Below are 16,693 nucleotides of genomic sequence, written 5' to 3' on the forward strand. Positions count from 1 at the left end.
GGGCTGAGGGCAAATATGAAAAAGATGATATTTTTTGTAACCGGAGGCGAAATTAGCCTGAATGAGACGAGGTTCACAATAATATCCATGGCGGATAAGCATCACTCTATCCGCCATAAATAAACGCAAAATTTGGTGGGTTATGTGTTCGATTATCCGCTGTGGATTAATCTATTTTTCTTAATTAGAAGTCCCAATCTTCGTCCTGAGTCTCCACCGCTTTCCCCATCACATACGACGAACCCGAGCCTGAGAAGAAGTCATGGTTTTCGTCGGCGTTGGGAGAAAGCGCTGCCAGAATCGCAGGGTTCACTGCGGCCATTTCAGGCGGGAACAGCGCATTATAGCCGAGGTTCATCAGTGCTTTATTGGCGTTATAGCAAAGGAACGCTTTGACCTCTTCCTGCCAGCCGACATCGCCATACAACGCATCGGTATACGCCACTTCATTATCGTAAAGATCCATCAGCAACTCGAAGGCGAAATTCTGCAATTCGCTCTGTCGTTCAGCGCTTTGCTGCACAAGATTTTTCTGAAATTTATAACCGATGTAATAGCCATGCACCGCCTCGTCACGAATGATCAGACGAATCAGGTCTGCGGTGTTGGTCAACTTGCCACGGCTTGACCAATACATCGGCAAATAAAAGCCTGAATAAAATAAGAACGACTCCAAAAATACGCTGGCGATTTTCTTCTTCAACGGGTCATCGGCATGATAATGCGCGAGGATAATTTGCGCTTTGCGCTGGAGTGGTTCATTGGCTTCACTCCACGCATAAGCGGCATCAACATCTTTGCTCTGGCAAAGTGTCGAGAAAATCGAACTATAAGAACGAGCATGCACCGCTTCCATAAAACTCACGTTCGACAACACCGCTTCTTCATGGGGTGTTATTGCGTCAGCCATTAATACGGGTGCGCCAATGGTATTCTGAATGGTGTCCAACAACGTCAACCCAGTAAATACGCGGATCGTCAGCTGCTGTTCATCGTTGCTAAGTGATTGCCACGCCGGAATATCGTTCGACAGCGGGACTTTTTCCGGCAGCCAAAAATTACTGGTCAGGCGGTTCCATACCTCGAGATCTTTCTCATCCTCGATAATATTCCAGTTGATGGCGCGCGCGCGGTTTAACTGAGTCATCTTCTCTCCTTATAAAGCGCAGGACACGCAGCCCTGGACTTCGGTGCCTTCCAGTGCCATCTGACGCAAGCGAATGTAATACAGCGTTTTAATGCCTTTTTTCCAGGCATAAATCTGCGCTTTATTAATATCGCGGGTGGTGGCGGTATCGCGGAAAAATAGCGTCAGCGACAAACCTTGATCAACGTGGCGTGTGGCTTGCGCGTAGGTGTCGATTATCTTTTCCGGGCCAATATCGTAGGCATCCTGGTAATACTCGAGATTCTCATTGGTCATAAACGGGGCCGGATAATAAACGCGCCCGGTTTTGCCTTCTTTGCGGATCTCAATACGCGAAACAATCGGGTGAATACTCGACGTTGCGTGGTTGATATACGAAATAGAACCCGTTGGTGGAATGGCCTGCAAATTCTGGTTATACAGGCCGAACTCCATCACATCATCACGCAACTGCTGCCACTGCCTGCGAGTGGGGATGGTGATACCGGCGTTGGCAAATAACTCGCGAACTTTTTGGGTTTTCGGCTGCCAGTTTTCTTGCAGATATTGCTGGAAATATTCACCGCTCGCATAGCGTGATTGTTCAAAACCTGCAAAACGCTGTTTGCGTTCCCGTGCCAGCAAATTCGAGGCGCGAATGGCATGCCAGGTGACGGTGTAAAAATAGATGTTAGTGAAATCCAACCCTTCCGCAGAGCCATAAGCAATGCTTTCGCGTGCCAGATAACCGTGCAGATTCATCTGCCCGAGGCCAATTGCATGGGAGGCGGAGTTGCCCGCTTCAATCGACGGCACCGAGCGAATGTGGCTCATATCGGAAACCGCCGTCAGCCCACGAATGGCGGTTTCTATAGTCTGAGCAAAATCTGCGGAATCCATCGCATGCGCGATATTCAGTGAACCGAGATTGCAGGAAATATCGTGGCCCACATTCTGGTAATCGAGGTTTTCGTCATAGCTCGACGCGCTATTCACCTGCAAAATTTCTGAACACAGGTTGCTCATATTAATGCGCCCGGCAATCGGGTTGGCGCGGTTGACCGTATCTTCAAACATGATGTACGGATAACCGGACTCAAACTGGATTTCGGCCAGTGTCTGGAAGAAATCGCGCGCGTTAATAAAGGTCTTGCGGATGCGTTCGTCTGCCAGCATTTCAAGGTACAAATCGCTGACCGCAATATCGCCAAACGGCTTGCCGTAAATACGCTCGACATCGTAAGGCGAAAACAGCGCCATCGGCTGGTTGTCTTTCGCTAACTGGAAGGTGACATCCGGGATCACCACGCCAAGTGAGAGCGATTTGATGCGGATCTTTTCATCAGCATTTTCGCGTTTGGTATCGAGGAAACGCAAAATATCGGGATGATGGGCGTGCAGATAAACCGCGCCCGCGCCCTGGCGCGCACCGAGTTGGTTGGCATAAGAAAACGCATCTTCCAGCATCTTCATTACCGGGATCACCCCGGACGACTGGTTTTCAATGCGTTTAATCGGCGCGCCGACTTCGCGTAAATTCGACAGCAGAAATGCCACACCGCCGCCGCGTTTTGAAAGCTGCAACGCCGAATTCACCGCGCGGCCAATCGACTCCATATTATCTTCGATACGCAGCAGGAAGCAGGAAACTAGTTCGCCGCGCTGCATCTTCCCGCAGTTCAAAAACGTCGGTGTTGCAGGCTGGAAGCGGCCACTGAGCATTTCATCCATCAGCTGAACTGCCAGTTTTTCATCACCTTGCGCCAGCGTCAGCGCCACCATACACACGCGGTCCGGGAAATGTTCCAGATACTCTTTGCCGTCATAAGATTTCAGCGTGTAGCTGGTGTAATACTTCCAGGCACCCAAAAAGGTCTGGAACTGGAAACCGCTGCGATGCGCTTTCTCAAACAATTCCACCACAAAACGGCGCTGATAACGTTGCAGCACCGCGTTGTCGTAATAGCCTTCCGCCACCAGCCCGTCCAGACGCGCTTGCTGGCCAGAAAACTGGCGCGAGCGGGGCAGCACATGCTGTTGATGGAATTGCTCGACCGCCAGTTTATCTTTCTCAAACTGGATGCGCCCTTCGGAATCATAAAGATTCAACATGGCATTGAGCGCGTGATAATCCGCGCTTTCCGCTGCCATTACGCTGATAGCTTCTGTCGTTGCCAAAATTCTTTGACTCCCTTACGCACGTTTTCAATGTCTTGCCCGGTGCCCAGTAGCTCAAAACGATAGAGATACGGCACCTGGCATTTTTGGGCGATCACGTCACCTGCCCGGCAAAATCCTTCGCCGAAGTTGCGGTTGCCGCTGGCAATCACACCGCGCAACAACGACCGATTAATCGGGTTGTTTAAAAAACGGATCACCTGAGCGGGAACGGCTCCGGCAATCCCGCCGCCGCCATAGCTCGGCACGATCAAAATGTACGGTTCCGTCACTTCCAGTCGCTGCTTGAAATCCAGCGGAATGCGCACGGCGGGCAGCCCGAGGCGTTCGACAAAACGCAGGGTGTTTTCCGAGGTGCTGGAGAAGTAGACGAGGTTGCTCATGCGTGGGCCTGGCTGCGCAGGCGGTTGATCATATCAGGCCTAAACCCGCTCCAGCTTTCCTGTTCGGTGATAACAACTGGCAACTGGCGATAACCCAGCGTGCGTAAATCGTCCGCCGCTTCTGGGTTTAAATCGAGGTTAATCAGCTCAAAAGAGAACCCGCGGCTTTCGATAGCACGTTTGGTGGCGTGGCATTGGACACAGTCATTTCGGGTGTATATGGTAATGCGCATGATTCTTATTCTCTCTGGTGTTGAGAATATGAATACTAGATGTGGGTGAGGAAATTATCAACCATACAAGATATAGTATTTTCGATAAGAGGGAGGGAGTGGCGTGGTTTTCACCCTCTCCTTTGGGAGAGGGCCGGGGTGAGGGGAAAACTCAAAAACTACATACGCATACCGATCGCCAGGCGGTTAAACGCATTCATCAGGCTCGCGGCAAAAGTCAGATCGCTAATCTCTTGTGCAGTAAAGAATTGCAGCAGCGGCTGGTACACCGCATCTTCCGCACCACCTTCGGTAATCATGGTCACCGCTTCAGCCCAGGCCAGCGCCGCACGCTCTTTGTCGCTGAAGTGATGGCTCACTTTCCAGCCCGCCAGCGCATCCAGTTTGGTCTGGTCCACGCCATCTTTGCGCAGGGCTTTTGAGTGCATCTCCAGGCAATAAGCACAACCGTTAATCTGCGAGACACGCAGGAAAACCAGCTCAATCAGTGTTGAACCCAGCGAGCTGGACTCCAGACCTTTCAGCGCTTGCAGCATCGGCTTAAACACAGCAGGGGAAAGGTCAAAATAGGGTTGGCGTAATTCTGTCATGGTGTTGTTCCTCATGTTGGTGTGAAAGCAATTTAGCACTATGATGGACTACTAAAGAGAGCCATAAACTAACTAATAAAGCAGGCCATAATGGCAAAATCGAATCAACTGGTGGTCAGCGCTCACCACGCCATCCCGCGTTATCAACAAATTGCCAGGCAACTCAAACAGGCAATCAGTGATGGTGAGCTGGTGGCCGGAAGCCGTTTGCCGTCGAGCCGTACTATGGCACTTGAACTTGGCGTGGCGCGGGCGACAGTGGAAAACGCCTATGGCGAACTGGTGGCACAAGGTTGGCTGGAAAGGCGCGGCCAGGCGGGAACCTTCGTCAGCCCTTCAGCCACTTCGGGGGCAAATAACGTTGCCAATACCTCGAGCCAGCCGCAAGGTGCGCCACGTCCGTTTCAGATGGGGTTACCAGCCCTTGATGGATTCCCGCGCGCACTCTGGGCGCGGATGATGGGGCGGCGTCTGCGCCTGCAAACCCGCTATGACCTGATGCTGCCAGAGGCTAACGGCGAATCGACACTGCGCCAGGCTATTGCCGATTATTTGCGATTTTCGCGCAGTATTGACTGCCAGCCGGAGCAGGTATTTATCACCGCCGGATTTCAGGCCGCCATGCGTCTGGTGGTGCATACCCTGGCAAAACCTGGCGACGGAATATGGCTGGAAGACCCCGGTTATCGCTATGTGCGCCCGGTTTTTGCTGAAGCAGGAATGGCGCTACATCCCGTCCCCGTCGATAACGAAGGGATGCAGATTGATTACGGGTTAGGTCATTTCCCTGAAGCTCGTTTTGCGCTGGTTACTCCCGCTCACCAAAGCCCACTTGGCGTGGCGTTGTCACTGGCACGCCGCCATCAGTTGCTGGACTGGGCAGCAGCGAATCAAAGCTGGGTGATTGAAGACGATTACGACAGCGAATTCCGCTACCATGGCAAACCACTGCCACCGATAAAAAGCCTCGATGGCCCACAACGGGTGATCTACGCGGGGACGTTCAGCAAATCGCTATTTCCCGCGCTGCGCGTCGCCTGGCTGGTGGTGCCGCAACAGCAAGTCGAGGCGTTTTCACAACATACTCATTACTTACCCTGCACCGCGCCGTTGTTGATTCAGCAAACCATTGCCGATTTTCTCCGCGAAGGCCATTTCTGGCGTCATCTGAAAAAAATGCGTCTGTGCTACAGCGAACGGCGAGTATGGCTGGAACAGGCACTGCAACAGCAAGGTTTTGATGTGGTTCCACAGGCCGGAGGCATTCAACTGGTGATGCGTGTCGGCGGCGATGATCGTGCGCTTGTGGCGAAAGCTCGCGAAGCCGGGCTGGCGGTGCAGGCATTAAGTGACTGGCGGATGGTGTCAAAAGGGGAAGGGGGAATTCTGATGAGTTTTACCAATCTCACATCAATGGCGATGGCACTCAAAGTGGCGCAACAACTTCGTGACGCGATTTTCTGACTGCACCTCTTCCCAGGTCGGATAAGTGCAGCGTCATCCGATACAACTGGCGTAAATGGTGGATGACGCTAACGCTTATCCACCCTACAAAGTCAAAATCGAACCATAGGTCGGATAAGCGCAGGGTCATCCGATACAACTGGCGTAAATGGTGGATGACGCTAACGCTTATCCACCCTACAAAGTCAAAATCGAACCATAGGTCGGATAAGCGCAGGGTCATCCGATACAACTGGCGTAAATGGTGGATGACGCTAACGCTTATCCACCCTACAAAGTCAAAATCGAACCGTAGGTCGGATAAGCGTTAGCGTCATCCGACATAACTGGCTTACCACCCCACAAGAAAGTAAAGACCCCGGCAGAACCGGGGTCAGACGCATATTTGTTATCACTACACTTTTGTGGCTAACGACGGGACGCTAATAAAGCCCCGATGAAAATACCTACGGCGGCGCTAATACCCACGCTTTGCCATGGTTTGTCGCGCACATAAGTATCGGCACAACCTACCGCATCACAGGCGGCTTGTTTCACACGGGTGCGACCATGAAGGCGAGCTCGTGTCTCTTTGAGCAGAGATTCCGCTTTTTTGCGGGCGGCTTCCCCTTCTTCTTTAACATCGCTACCGAACGATTTAAGAACCTCTTCCAGCGTGTCGGCCAGCTGGTTCACGTCACGGTTAATATCATCAACACCTTCGTCTACATCATTTCGATTTACACGGTTAAACATTAGTTTCTCCCTTGTTGCGATGTACTTCTCAGTGTAGACCATAATTTTTAGTCATGAGACAGGTCACGCGCTTTCGCGGTCTTTATGGACTAATCTGAAAGCGCTAGTAATGCTGGATATTGTAAGGTTGCGCTGCAATAGAAGATGATGAGGAAAAATTATGTATTTACGACCCGATGAGGTGGCCCGCGTTCTTGAAAAAGCCGGTTTTACCATGGATGTTGTCACACCAAAAACATACGGATATCGCCGTGGTGAAAATTACGTTTATGTGAATCGCGAAGCGCGTATGGGGCGAACTGCGTTGATTATTCACCCAACCTTAAAAGAACGAAGCCAGACACTGGCAGACCCTGCCACGGACGTTAAAACTTGCGATCACTACCAGCATTTTCCACTCTACCTTGCTGGCGAAACTCATCAGCATTACGGCATTCCGCACGGTTTTAGTTCACGCATTGCGCTGGAACGTTATTTGTCTGGTTTGTTTGGCGAGCATTAATCGAAACCGGTGTTGTTGCGCGTCACGGCGCAACGCTAACCTCAAGCCCCAGCTTTTGCATTCCGGTAACCGCTGATGCGGAATAAGCGACGGCAATAATCCAAAAAGTAGCCATACGCGGCACCCATAAACATCGACACCACAATGTTAGAGCTGACTGCTGCAGCTATCTGGGTCCAGTCAGCACCGACCGACCACAAAATGGCGACGTAAACCGGTGACTGGAAAGTCACATAAGCCAGCACATCAGCAAGATTTTTCGCCCAGTTAGCTTTGCTATAACGTTTAGTCAAACGCATGAAAGCATCGCGATATAAACCGTAGGGCCAGGCAATCAGGATATTCACCGGGATGGCGACCAGCCTTGATGAGAGCGACTGCTCAAAGCTCATGCCGGAGAGAAAAATCTCTATCATCATGTTCACAACCGAGCAATACACTACCATCGCAAAAGTATCTGCGACTGCATGACGCAGGCGTGACTCAGGAGAAAACATTCTTCCAGCTCCTAATGAAAATTAGATATATACACTACCAGGTCGACATTATGGCAGTGCTAATGCGTGGCTTATTTTGATTTGACTAGATTATATCGCTGGTTGAAATCGTACAATTAGTGATTAATTTTTATTTAATCGCGTTTTGTCAATAAAATCCGCTAAATGGCACATAAAAGGCAGGGTTTCATGATTTTGTCGCTTCGTTATTAATTTTCATTTAAAAATCATTGGGTTAATTTTTCGTCAGTCGCAGCGGTTTTTCGGGCTATTCAAAGCCTGAATTTTTGTTGTGGGGTTGTTTATATAACGATGAGTGGGGCGGGGTAATTATGTGGTTTCAGGCGGGTGAACTGTAGCCCGCCTGATCATAGCGGCATTAGCAAACGCCAAAATCGTCGTCTTCTTTATACAAAACCACGTCTTCTGCTTTTAGCGTGACCTTTTCGCCGCTCAAAATATTCCTCGGGGTACAGAACAAAGTATCGCCCTGAACATCCAGCACTTCATACTTCGGGCCACCTTTCTTGGGTTGCACCAAATCGCCTGCCTTGAACATAATTAACCTCATTCAATTGAGAGAAATGAATTACGTATACCCGTCATCCTTCAAGCTGCAGGGGTGTTGGCTGCACTCACTTACCCAAATCACTTACTTAAGTAAGCTCATCGGGATAAGCTCCCTGGCCGCCTGGCTGCAACTCGAATGCTAACGGGTATATACCGTTAACCATAGCCCAAAATAACGGGACAAAAAGCCGAACTCACTCAGTGCTTATTCCAGGGCATTACTGCCAGCAAGCGCGCCATGCCGCAAAAACCGCTGATACCCGCAAACAGCAAACCCGCACCGACAAACCCCGATAGTAAATAGAACCCTGGGTGAACAACAAACCCCAGAATCACACCCGCAAGAACCAGGCTTCCGGCGGCAATTTGCACCTGGCGCATTAACGGCAACGGCTGTGATTTATCTTCGAGAATTTGCTGGCCATCTTTCTTCCAGGCCGTTAATCCCCCTTCCAGCAGCAGCACTTTTGCGGGGGCCACGGCATCAACCAGTTTCTGGGCATTTTGCGTGGTGCGCATGCCGGACTGGCAATAAAAAATTACCGTATCGAAAGGGTCAAACGGGCCAAGTCTATCGCCATTTTCGATGGCAGAAAGCGACAGTAAATGTGCCTCGGCAATATTCTCACGCGCATATTCATCACGCTCGCGGATATCAATCAACGCCGCACCTTTGGTGAGCAGCGCTTTGGCATCGCTTGGGGAAATAGTCTGGATAGTCATGCTGTTCCTCACGGACAATAAATGGCTTTAAGCGTGCCAATGATCTCCCGAATGGCATCACTTTTAATGAAATAAAGAATGCGCTGCGCCTCGCGGGTACTGTCGATAAGCCCTTCATTGCGCATACGGGCAAGATGCTGAGAAGTGGCAGATGGACTTAGCCCAGTCGCCGTAGCCAGCTCGCCTGCTCCGGTGCCGGGGGAATCGAGCAACATGCAGAGGATCAGCAGCCGATTGGCGTTACTCATTGCTTTGAGTAGCTTTGCGGCATCGCTCGCGCTGGCCTGGAGTTTTAGCAGTTCGGGATTCATAGTTTTAGTTTAGCACTTACTTAATTAAGCAAATGCTAAACTAAAGGATGGGAAAATGCACGTGATTGTTAGCCATTGATCAGGATGATTGTTGATGCCTGGCCCAGGCCGCCAGTACCGTGCGCTCGGATAGCTCAAGGTACTCCGCGAGCGTACGGGCGGCTTTTTCATTTTGGTCATCAACCAGCAGCGCAAGGATGTGGGCATTCTTCTCAATATAAGGGGCATAGAGAATTTCGGGATCGTTAAGATGCCCGAATACTAGCCGGAGTTCTGCGGAGATATTGCGGTACAGGCGCGTCAGGCGCTCGCTGTCCGCCAATTCGACAATCGCCGTGTGGAATTTCATATTTGCCGTCCCCACCTGCCGCCATTCGCTGGTCTGGCGGTACTCCCGCGCTTCTTGCACAGCGGCTTCCATTTTGGCAACGGCTGGATGCAGCGGATAGGCATGGGTGAGGGCGTCGCACTCAATCAGCCGACGAATACGGTAAATATCGAGAATTGCCGCCATATCCGGCACTGCCACACAAACCCCGCGATTAGGCTCGTAACGCAGCAACCCTTCCTGGGTCAGCATGCGGAACACTTCACGCAGCGTATTGCGCGAAATATCCAGTTGTTCGCTGAGGGCTGCTTCCGAAAGGCGCGCGCCGGACGCGAGTTCGCCAACGATAATCTTCTGGCGGATAGTCTCGGCGATTTTCTCGCTCAGCATTTGAGTGGCGGCATCTTTCTTCATGTTGTTCTGCGGTAACCTGGTGAGCGGCAATCTTCACATATTAGCCTGGTAGCGGCAAGGCATTGAGACTGCGGGATTATTTGAATTTCATGCACTATAAAAGCGCATAACTGCATTTCTATGCACTCCACTGGTGCAATCCCTCACTTTCTTTACGCCGCCGATCGGGAAAAAGTGATCGGCGTCGGTTTTTTATCATCCGGTTTTCGATTCTGTTTGTCTAATTAATCAACACTCACTAGCTTATTGTTCAACAATAATTTAATAGTTGATTAACAATCTCTGCTTTTACCTCAACGATGGTCTGTTTATTGCTTAACAGACAGGGTCATAATTCTAATAACGGAGAGAGTCAGATGGCAGCGCAAGAACTCGAAAATAAATCCTTTGTCCAGAAGCGTCGTTCCTCGCTGCTGGCGGCAATATTCCTGATGGCGACCTCGGCGATTGGCCCTGGTTTTATCACGCAAACGGCGACCTTTACCGCCACCATGGGCGCGGCATTTGCCTTTGGTATTCTGGCCTCGATCGTCATCGATTTTGTGGTGCAACAGAATATCTGGCGCGTGGTGACTGTTACGCGGATGCGCGCCTCTGACGTCGCTAATGAAGCGCTACCTGGCAGTGGTTACTTACTGGCGGTGCTGGTGATATTCGGTGGGCTGGTCTTTAACGTCGGTAACATTGCCGGTGCGGGTCTGGGCCTGAATGCCATGTTTGGTATATCACCAAAATGGGGTGGGCTGCTCAGCGCACTGCTGGCGATCTACATCTTCTCCTCGCAGCGCGCCAGCAGCGCAATTGACCGCCTGATTATTGTCCTCGGCCTGGTGATGATTGGCCTGACGCTGTATGTCGCGTTTGTCTCTTCCCCGCCGGTCGGCGAAGCGCTGCGCCAGAGCGTGTTTCCGGACACCATGAACTTCGCCATGATCACCACCATCGTCGGCGGCACCGTGGGCGGATATATCTCGTATGCGGGTGCGCATCGCCTGTTAGATAAAGGCATGACCGGTGTCGAGAATATTGAAGCGGTTTCTTCGGCGGCGACCAAAGGGATTCTGGTGGTCGGGTTGATGCGTTACGTGTTGTTCCTCGCCGTATTGGGCGTAGTCGCCAGCGGCGTAACGTTAGACATTTCCAGCCAGGTGGCGAACCCGGCTTCTCAAGCCTTCCAGCACGCTGTGGGTAGCTTTGGTGTGCGCATCTTTGGTTTTATCTTCTGGGCAGCGGCACTCACCAGCGTGATTGGCGCGGCTTACACTTCAGTCAGCTTTATGACTGTTTTTAATAAGAAAATGACTGAACGCCAGCGCAATATCGCGACCATTATATTTATTGCTGTCTCATTAGTGGTGTACGTGTTGCTGGGGACAGCTCCGGCTGCATTGCTGGTGTTTGCGGGCGGTTTCAACGGGCTTATCTTGCCAATCGGCCTAACGATTTTTGTCTACGTCGGCTGGAAACGTGCTGATTTAATGTCGGGTTATGTCTACCCGCGCTGGTTGCTGTGGACGGGTCTGGTGACCTGCGTGCTGACCTGGTACATGGGCGCACTCTCCGTTGGCGCTATTTTCGATTTCCTGAAAGTTGTTTGAGGAAAAGCAGATGTTAAAGACCATTGATCTCAATAGCGATTTAGGCGAAAGCTTCGGGCAGTGGAGCATGGGTGACGACGCCGCCATCCTCAAGGTGGTGAGTAGCGCTAACGTCGCCTGTGGTTTCCACGCCGGTTCCCCGGCAGGCATCCTTGAAACGCTGAAAGCGGCAAAAACTCAGGGCGTAACGGTCGGCGCGCATGTTGCCTATCCGGATTTAGTCGGCTTTGGCCGCCGTAACATGGACATCGCCAGCGACGAACTCACCGCCGACGTGATTTACCAGATTGGCGCACTGCAAGGGCTGGCACGCGCTGCGGGCACTCAAGTGCGCTACGTCAAACCGCACGGTGCGCTGTACAACACCATTGCTTATCACGAACGCCAGGCGCTGGCGGTGATCGACGGCATTCTGGCGGTTGACCCGCAGTTGCCGCTGGTTGGGCTGGCGGGTTCTCCGGTGCTGCAACTGGCGCAGCAAAAAGGGTTGAAAACCATCGCCGAAGCGTTTGCAGACCGTGCTTACCACGCCGACGGCACGCTGGTTTCGCGCCGCGAAGCGGGATCGGTATTGCACGATGCACAGCTTGTGGCGCAACGAATGCTGCAACTGATTACCGAAGGTGGTGTTGAATCCATTGAAGGGAAATTCACGCCGATTCAGGCCGACTCTATATGTGTGCATGGCGACAGCCCAGGCGCGATTGCTATGGCGAGCCAGATCCGCACCTTGCTGGAAGCGCAGGGCATTGCTATCCGCTCGTTTATTCCTCAGGCGTAAGGAGCGGCAGCTATGCAGAATAAGTTAATGAAAGCCAGCCAACAGGCTATTGCCGCCGCACGAGAAGCGCGCCAGGCGATTCGTCACGGTTTTGATAAACCTACCGCCGGAATGGCGCCAGGCATGACCCAGGCGAACATGATTTGCCTGCCGCGTGACTGGGCGTTTGATTTCCTGCTCTATGCCCAGCGCAACCCACAAAGCTGCCCGGTGCTGGATGTGATAGAAGCGGGCGGGCATCAGACCGTGCTGGCGGAAGGTGCCGATTTGCGCACCGACATTCCGCGTTACCGTGTCTGGGAGCAGGGTAAGCTGGCGGATGAAATCACCGACGCGCGCGCTGTCTGGGAAAAGCACCCTGACCTGGTCACCTTCTTAATTGGTTGCAGCTTTACCTTTGAAACGCCACTGCGTGAAGCGGGTATTGAAGTACGCCACATTACCGATAACTGCAACGTGCCGATGTACAAAACTAACCGCCTTTGCCGCCCCGCAGGGCGTTTACAGGGCGAACTGGTGGTTTCCATGCGCCCGATCCCGGCAGACAGGGTGGCAGACGCCGTGATGATCAGCGGCCGTTTTCCCGCAGTGCACGGTGCGCCGGTTCACATCGGCGAGCCGCATCTGTTGGGTATTAGCGATATTTCACGTCCAGATTTTGGTGATGCTGTGCGTATCGAAGCAGGTGAAATCCCGGTGTTCTGGGCATGCGGCGTGACTCCGCAAGCTGCGGTGATGAAATCGGGAGTGCCATTTGCCCTCAGTCACGCGCCAGGACACATGTTTATTACTGATGTACCGGATGCCGCCTGGCAGGGAGCGTGAAGTGAGATTTTTAGCCGTTAACTTAAGTAGCTTCCTGGTCGAACTGGATACGCTTGATGAAACACTGGCGTTGTTCGATGCGCTCAGCGCCGCGCCGGAAAAGGGGATCGAGGAGATCATTCCGGCAGCTCGAACCTTGTTGATCCGCTATCAGCCGATGCAAACCAGCATGGCGCAACTTGCTGGCAAAATCTCGAAGTGTTCTTTGCAGCACAAGGAAGCCAGCTACGGTCAACAGGTGACTATCCCTGTGCACTACAACGGCGAAGATCTTCCCGCAGTAGCGGAACTGATGGGCATCGCGGTGCAGGAAGTCATCCGCCGCCATCAGGAATCACTGTGGAACGTGGCGTTTACCGGCTTTGCGCCAGGTTTTGCCTATATGGTGTCTGACACTGACGGCTGGCAAACACCGCGTCGCAGCACACCTCGCACCCGCATTCCCGCAGGTTCCGTGGCGCTGGCTGGGGAATTTAGCGGTATCTATCCACAAGCTAGCCCCGGCGGTTGGCAGCTTATCGGCCAGACTGACCTGCAAATGTGGGACTTAACGCGCGCGCAGCCCGCACTGCTGTTGCCGGGTAGCCAGGTGCAGTTTGTGGATGGCGCCGCAGGTAAGAAAATGGTTTCTCTGCCTGCCGTTGTTGCGCCACAAATTGCCCCCGCGAGTGACGCACCAACGCTGACCGTGCTGGCGACAGGCCTGCAAACCTTGTGGCAGGACAATGGCCGCAGCGGCAAAGCGGCGCTGGGTTTATCGGAATCCGGCGCGATGGATAAAACAGCGCTGCACACCGCAAATCGTATTGTTGGCAACCCGAGTGATTCACCTTGCCTCGAAATCACGCACGGTGGTTTCCGCGCCCGGGCAAATGGCGATGTGGTGATTACTCTGACCGGTGCGCCATGCCCGTTGACCCTGAAAACGGCGGACGGCGAGTGTTATCGCGTGGAAAGTTATTGCCCACTCAATTTAACCGCCGGAGATGAAATTCACGTTGGTACGCCAGTTCGCGGGTTACGCAGTTATCTGGCGGTGCGCAGCGGGTTTGTGGTCGAAGAAATTCTTGGCAGTGCCGCGCGTGACAGCCTGGCGCAGTTAGGGCCAGCCGTGATTAGCATTGGTGACATTTTACAGACTGGCGCACATCGGCACTGCAACGCCGTTTTGCTGGATGAACTTCCACAATCTGCCCTTCCTGCGGTGGGTGAAACAGTGACGCTGGATATTGTCGCAGGCCCGCGCACCGACTGGTTCACCGCCGATGCACTCGCTCGTTTAACCGCGCAGGACTGGCTGGTCACGCCACAGTCTAACCGCATCGGTTTGCGCCTCGCAGGTGAGCAACAACTGGAGCGCCGCCAGCACCAGGAGCTGCCGAGTGAAGGCACTTGTAGCGGCTCGATTCAGGTTCCTGCCAGCGGGCAACCGGTGCTGTTTTTGCACGACCACCCCTTGACCGGTGGCTATCCGGTGATTGCTGCGGTGGCAGAATATCATCTTGATTTGGCAGGGCAAATTCCGCCCGGCGCTGCCATTCGCTTTAACATTATCCAACCGTTTATCGAAATAACAGGGAGTAATGCCCGTGACCACCTCGCCGCATAAAGTTCTGATCGCCAACCGTGGCGAGATTGCCGTTCGCATCATTCATGCCTGCCGTGATTACGGTGCGCAGGCGGTGGCGGTGTACGCTGACCCGGATGCTAACGCGCTACACGTGCAAATGGCTGATGAAGCCTGGGCGCTACCCGGTACTAGTTCAGCAGACACCTACCTAAACATTGCAGCGCTGGTGGAGGTTGCAAAGCGCAGCGGTGCAACAATGGTGCATCCTGGCTACGGTTTTTTGTCTGAACGTGCCGAGTTTGCTCGCGCCGTACAGGAGGCGGGGCTTATCTGGATTGGCCCGCAGCCGGACACCATCGAGAAACTCGGCGATAAAGTGCAGGCGCGTAAAATCGCCATGGAAGTGGGAGCTCCGCTGGTCAAAGGCACTACAGATCCGGTGAATGGCGCGGGAGAAGTGCTCGATTTTGCTGCCACGCACGGTTTGCCGGTAGCGATTAAAGCTGCCTTTGGCGGTGGTGGGCGCGGCCTGAAAGTGGCCTGGAAACTGGAAGAAGTGGCTGAACTTTATCATTCCGCAACACGCGAAGCGTTGACGGCATTTGGCCGTGCAGAATGTTATGTCGAACAATATCTCGACCGTCCACGCCATATTGAAGCTCAAGTTATCGCGGATAAACACGGCAATGTGGTGGTGCTTGGCACGCGTGATTGCTCGCTCCAGCGCCGTAACCAGAAACTGGTGGAAGAAGCGCCCGCACCGTTTATTAGCGATGCCCAGCGCTTGCAAATCCACAGCGCCGCCCACGATATTTGCGCCCATGCGGGCTACGTTGGCGCTGGTACCGTGGAGTTTTTATTAAGCCGCGACGGTACGCTTTCGTTCCTCGAAGTGAACACCCGTTTGCAGGTAGAGCACCCGGTCACCGAAGAAACTACTGGCCTTGATATTGTCGTGGAACAACTGCGTATCGCGGAAGGTTTACCGCTCAGTATTCTGGAAACCCCAGCCCCGCGTGGGCACTCGTTCGAATTCCGAATTAACGCTGAAGATGCTGGCAAAGGCTATTTACCGACACCTGGCAATATCACGGTATTCCGCGCACCAGGCGGGCCTGGTATTCGCCTCGACACTGGCGTTAATGCGGGTTCAACCGTCCCAGGCAATTATGACTCGCTGATGGCAAAACTCATTGTCACGGGCAGCAGCCGTGAACAGGCCATTGCCCGTGCACGTCGCGCCCTGCGTGAGTTTGAAATCGACGGTGTAGCATCAGTGTTGCCATTCCACCGTGCGGTGATGGATGACGCTGATTTCACCGAAGGCTTCAAGGTGCATACTCGCTGGATTGAAACTGATTTTGCCGGGCGCATTGAATTTGCACCGCGTCAGACGCCCAAGGCCAATGAAACTTTAACCCGCACCTGGATTGAACTTGATGGCCGTCGCGTGCAACTGGGCTTACCTGCGAGCCTGTTTAGCGGTGCGGCATTGTCTCAGCCAGGTAAAGCGCACCCGCCAGTGAACGAGCCGGTAAACGACGCGGCAGTTGAAGCACCGATCTCCGGTGTGCTCCATAGTTGGCTGGCAGAAGAGGGCAAAACGGTGCAGCAAGGGGAAGTGATTGCGGTAATGGAAGCGATGAAAATGGAAGTTCAGGTCGTCGCACATCGCAGTGGAACCCTGAAACAGCAGGCGACAACGGGGGATTTAGTCGAAGCTGGGCGCTCACTCGGTGATATTAGTTAGAATCTTACGGCGGGTGAACAGCCCGCCTGAATTACCCTACTAATATTTATAGGTATCATGCTTTTCAGAGTATTTGTTATTGATATGTGTTGGTGGTAGTCCAGCGTAAGAATAT

18 protein-coding genes are annotated in these 16,693 nt (G+C 52.9%); 7 read left to right on the forward strand and 11 right to left on the reverse strand.

The features are described 5' to 3' along the window. Positions 1-184: 184 nt before the first annotated feature. The 5 genes from nrdF to MNO13_RS04890 form a co-directional block, all read right to left on the reverse strand. Entirely contained in the window at positions 185-1,147 is a 963-nt protein-coding gene (nrdF, locus tag MNO13_RS04870) for a class 1b ribonucleoside-diphosphate reductase subunit beta (protein WP_241939590.1), read from the reverse strand. A 9-nt stretch (positions 1,148-1,156) separates the two neighbouring features. Then, the gene (gene nrdE / locus MNO13_RS04875) at positions 1,157-3,304 is read right to left on the reverse strand and encodes a class 1b ribonucleoside-diphosphate reductase subunit alpha (RefSeq protein ID WP_241939591.1); all 2,148 of its coding nucleotides are present in this window, start codon (positions 3,302-3,304) and stop codon (positions 1,157-1,159) included. Next, positions 3,277-3,687 (reverse strand): class Ib ribonucleoside-diphosphate reductase assembly flavoprotein NrdI, encoded by a 411-nt coding sequence (gene nrdI, locus MNO13_RS04880; protein WP_237932603.1) that lies wholly within the window; start codon positions 3,685-3,687, stop codon positions 3,277-3,279. Before nrdI ends, nrdE begins: the two co-directional genes overlap by 28 nt. Beyond that, complete coding sequence (nrdH, locus tag MNO13_RS04885) at positions 3,684-3,920, reverse strand: glutaredoxin-like protein NrdH (RefSeq protein WP_241939592.1); 237 nt, start codon at positions 3,918-3,920, stop codon at positions 3,684-3,686. Before nrdH ends, nrdI begins: the two co-directional genes overlap by 4 nt. 158 nt (positions 3,921-4,078) lie before the next feature. Beyond that, positions 4,079-4,510, reverse strand: a complete 432-nt coding sequence (locus MNO13_RS04890) for a carboxymuconolactone decarboxylase family protein (protein ID WP_121815031.1) — start codon at positions 4,508-4,510, stop codon at positions 4,079-4,081. Between the two features lie 132 nt (positions 4,511-4,642). Here MNO13_RS04890 and pdxR point away from each other — a divergent pair, with 132 nt between their 5' ends. Next, a complete protein-coding gene (gene pdxR, locus MNO13_RS04895; protein ID WP_241940043.1) occupies positions 4,643-5,974 on the forward strand; it encodes a MocR-like pyridoxine biosynthesis transcription factor PdxR in 1,332 nt (443 codons plus the stop codon). A gap of 408 nt (positions 5,975-6,382) precedes the next feature. Here pdxR and MNO13_RS04900 read toward each other — a convergent pair whose 3' ends face one another. Continuing rightward, positions 6,383-6,709 carry an ElaB/YgaM/YqjD family protein gene (locus MNO13_RS04900; RefSeq protein WP_034457412.1) on the reverse strand — a complete coding sequence of 109 codons (327 nt, stop codon included), beginning with the start codon at positions 6,707-6,709 and terminating at the stop codon, positions 6,383-6,385. A gap of 160 nt (positions 6,710-6,869) precedes the next feature. On the opposite strand from MNO13_RS04900, the gene MNO13_RS04905 reads away from it, so the two are divergent. After that, a complete protein-coding gene (locus tag MNO13_RS04905; RefSeq protein ID WP_064544004.1) occupies positions 6,870-7,211 on the forward strand; it encodes a DUF2002 family protein in 342 nt (113 codons plus the stop codon). A gap of 41 nt (positions 7,212-7,252) precedes the next feature. Here the strand turns inward: MNO13_RS04905 and alaE are convergent, their stop codons facing one another. From alaE to MNO13_RS04930, 5 genes are all read right to left on the reverse strand, one after another. Then, complete coding sequence (gene alaE / locus MNO13_RS04910) at positions 7,253-7,708, reverse strand: L-alanine exporter AlaE (RefSeq protein ID WP_064544006.1); 456 nt, start codon at positions 7,706-7,708, stop codon at positions 7,253-7,255. A 379-nt stretch (positions 7,709-8,087) separates the two neighbouring features. Beyond that, on the reverse strand, positions 8,088-8,267 hold the full coding sequence (locus MNO13_RS04915) for a hypothetical protein (RefSeq protein ID WP_064544059.1): 180 nt from the start codon (positions 8,265-8,267) through the stop codon (positions 8,088-8,090). Between the two features lie 209 nt (positions 8,268-8,476). Continuing rightward, positions 8,477-9,001 carry a rhodanese family protein gene (locus tag MNO13_RS04920; protein WP_064544008.1) on the reverse strand — a complete coding sequence of 175 codons (525 nt, stop codon included), beginning with the start codon at positions 8,999-9,001 and terminating at the stop codon, positions 8,477-8,479. Positions 9,002-9,009: 8 nt separating this feature from the next. Then, a complete protein-coding gene (locus MNO13_RS04925) occupies positions 9,010-9,312 on the reverse strand; it encodes an ArsR/SmtB family transcription factor (protein WP_064544010.1) in 303 nt (100 codons plus the stop codon). 79 nt (positions 9,313-9,391) lie between these two features. Then, on the reverse strand, positions 9,392-10,054 hold the full coding sequence (locus MNO13_RS04930) for a GntR family transcriptional regulator (RefSeq protein WP_064544012.1): 663 nt from the start codon (positions 10,052-10,054) through the stop codon (positions 9,392-9,394). 356 nt (positions 10,055-10,410) lie between these two features. Between MNO13_RS04930 and MNO13_RS04935 the strand changes: the two genes are divergently transcribed. From MNO13_RS04935 to MNO13_RS04955, 5 genes are read left to right on the forward strand one after another with little or no spacing between them, the layout of a single operon-like run. Next, a complete protein-coding gene (locus MNO13_RS04935; RefSeq protein ID WP_064544015.1) occupies positions 10,411-11,652 on the forward strand; it encodes an NRAMP family divalent metal transporter in 1,242 nt (413 codons plus the stop codon). Positions 11,653-11,662: 10 nt separating this feature from the next. Then, on the forward strand, positions 11,663-12,433 hold the full coding sequence (locus tag MNO13_RS04940; protein ID WP_064544016.1) for a LamB/YcsF family protein: 771 nt from the start codon (positions 11,663-11,665) through the stop codon (positions 12,431-12,433). A gap of 12 nt (positions 12,434-12,445) precedes the next feature. Further along, positions 12,446-13,258 (forward strand): putative hydro-lyase, encoded by an 813-nt coding sequence (locus tag MNO13_RS04945; RefSeq protein WP_232887281.1) that lies wholly within the window; start codon positions 12,446-12,448, stop codon positions 13,256-13,258. A gap of 1 nt (position 13,259) precedes the next feature. After that, on the forward strand, positions 13,260-14,867 hold the full coding sequence (locus tag MNO13_RS04950; RefSeq protein ID WP_241939593.1) for a 5-oxoprolinase subunit B/C family protein: 1,608 nt from the start codon (positions 13,260-13,262) through the stop codon (positions 14,865-14,867). Then, complete coding sequence (locus MNO13_RS04955; protein WP_241939594.1) at positions 14,848-16,578, forward strand: acetyl/propionyl/methylcrotonyl-CoA carboxylase subunit alpha; 1,731 nt, start codon at positions 14,848-14,850, stop codon at positions 16,576-16,578. The genes MNO13_RS04950 and MNO13_RS04955 overlap by 20 nt, the downstream gene beginning before the upstream one ends. Positions 16,579-16,693 lie beyond the last annotated feature (115 nt).

The sequence above is a fragment of the Buttiauxella ferragutiae genome (genome assembly GCF_022637515.1).
In the GTDB taxonomy this organism is placed as follows: domain Bacteria; phylum Pseudomonadota; class Gammaproteobacteria; order Enterobacterales; family Enterobacteriaceae; genus Buttiauxella; species Buttiauxella ferragutiae.

Coding starts and splice junctions, on each gene's coding strand:
- MNO13_RS04925 (WP_064544010.1), bottom strand. CDS start 9,312: ATGAATCCCGAACTGCTAAAACTCCAGGCCAGCGCGAGCGATGCCGCA.
- MNO13_RS04905 (WP_064544004.1), top strand. CDS start 6,870: ATGTATTTACGACCCGATGAGGTGGCCCGCGTTCTTGAAAAAGCCGGT.
- MNO13_RS04900 (WP_034457412.1), bottom strand. CDS start 6,709: ATGTTTAACCGTGTAAATCGAAATGATGTAGACGAAGGTGTTGATGAT.
- nrdH (WP_241939592.1), bottom strand. CDS start 3,920: ATGCGCATTACCATATACACCCGAAATGACTGTGTCCAATGCCACGCC.
- MNO13_RS04915 (WP_064544059.1), bottom strand. CDS start 8,267: ATGTTCAAGGCAGGCGATTTGGTGCAACCCAAGAAAGGTGGCCCGAAG.
- MNO13_RS04940 (WP_064544016.1), top strand. CDS start 11,663: ATGTTAAAGACCATTGATCTCAATAGCGATTTAGGCGAAAGCTTCGGG.
- MNO13_RS04935 (WP_064544015.1), top strand. CDS start 10,411: ATGGCAGCGCAAGAACTCGAAAATAAATCCTTTGTCCAGAAGCGTCGT.
- MNO13_RS04890 (WP_121815031.1), bottom strand. CDS start 4,510: ATGACAGAATTACGCCAACCCTATTTTGACCTTTCCCCTGCTGTGTTT.
- nrdI (WP_237932603.1), bottom strand. CDS start 3,687: ATGAGCAACCTCGTCTACTTCTCCAGCACCTCGGAAAACACCCTGCGT.
- MNO13_RS04920 (WP_064544008.1), bottom strand. CDS start 9,001: ATGACTATCCAGACTATTTCCCCAAGCGATGCCAAAGCGCTGCTCACC.
- nrdF (WP_241939590.1), bottom strand. CDS start 1,147: ATGACTCAGTTAAACCGCGCGCGCGCCATCAACTGGAATATTATCGAG.
- MNO13_RS04930 (WP_064544012.1), bottom strand. CDS start 10,054: ATGAAGAAAGATGCCGCCACTCAAATGCTGAGCGAGAAAATCGCCGAG.
- MNO13_RS04945 (WP_232887281.1), top strand. CDS start 12,446: ATGCAGAATAAGTTAATGAAAGCCAGCCAACAGGCTATTGCCGCCGCA.
- alaE (WP_064544006.1), bottom strand. CDS start 7,708: ATGTTTTCTCCTGAGTCACGCCTGCGTCATGCAGTCGCAGATACTTTT.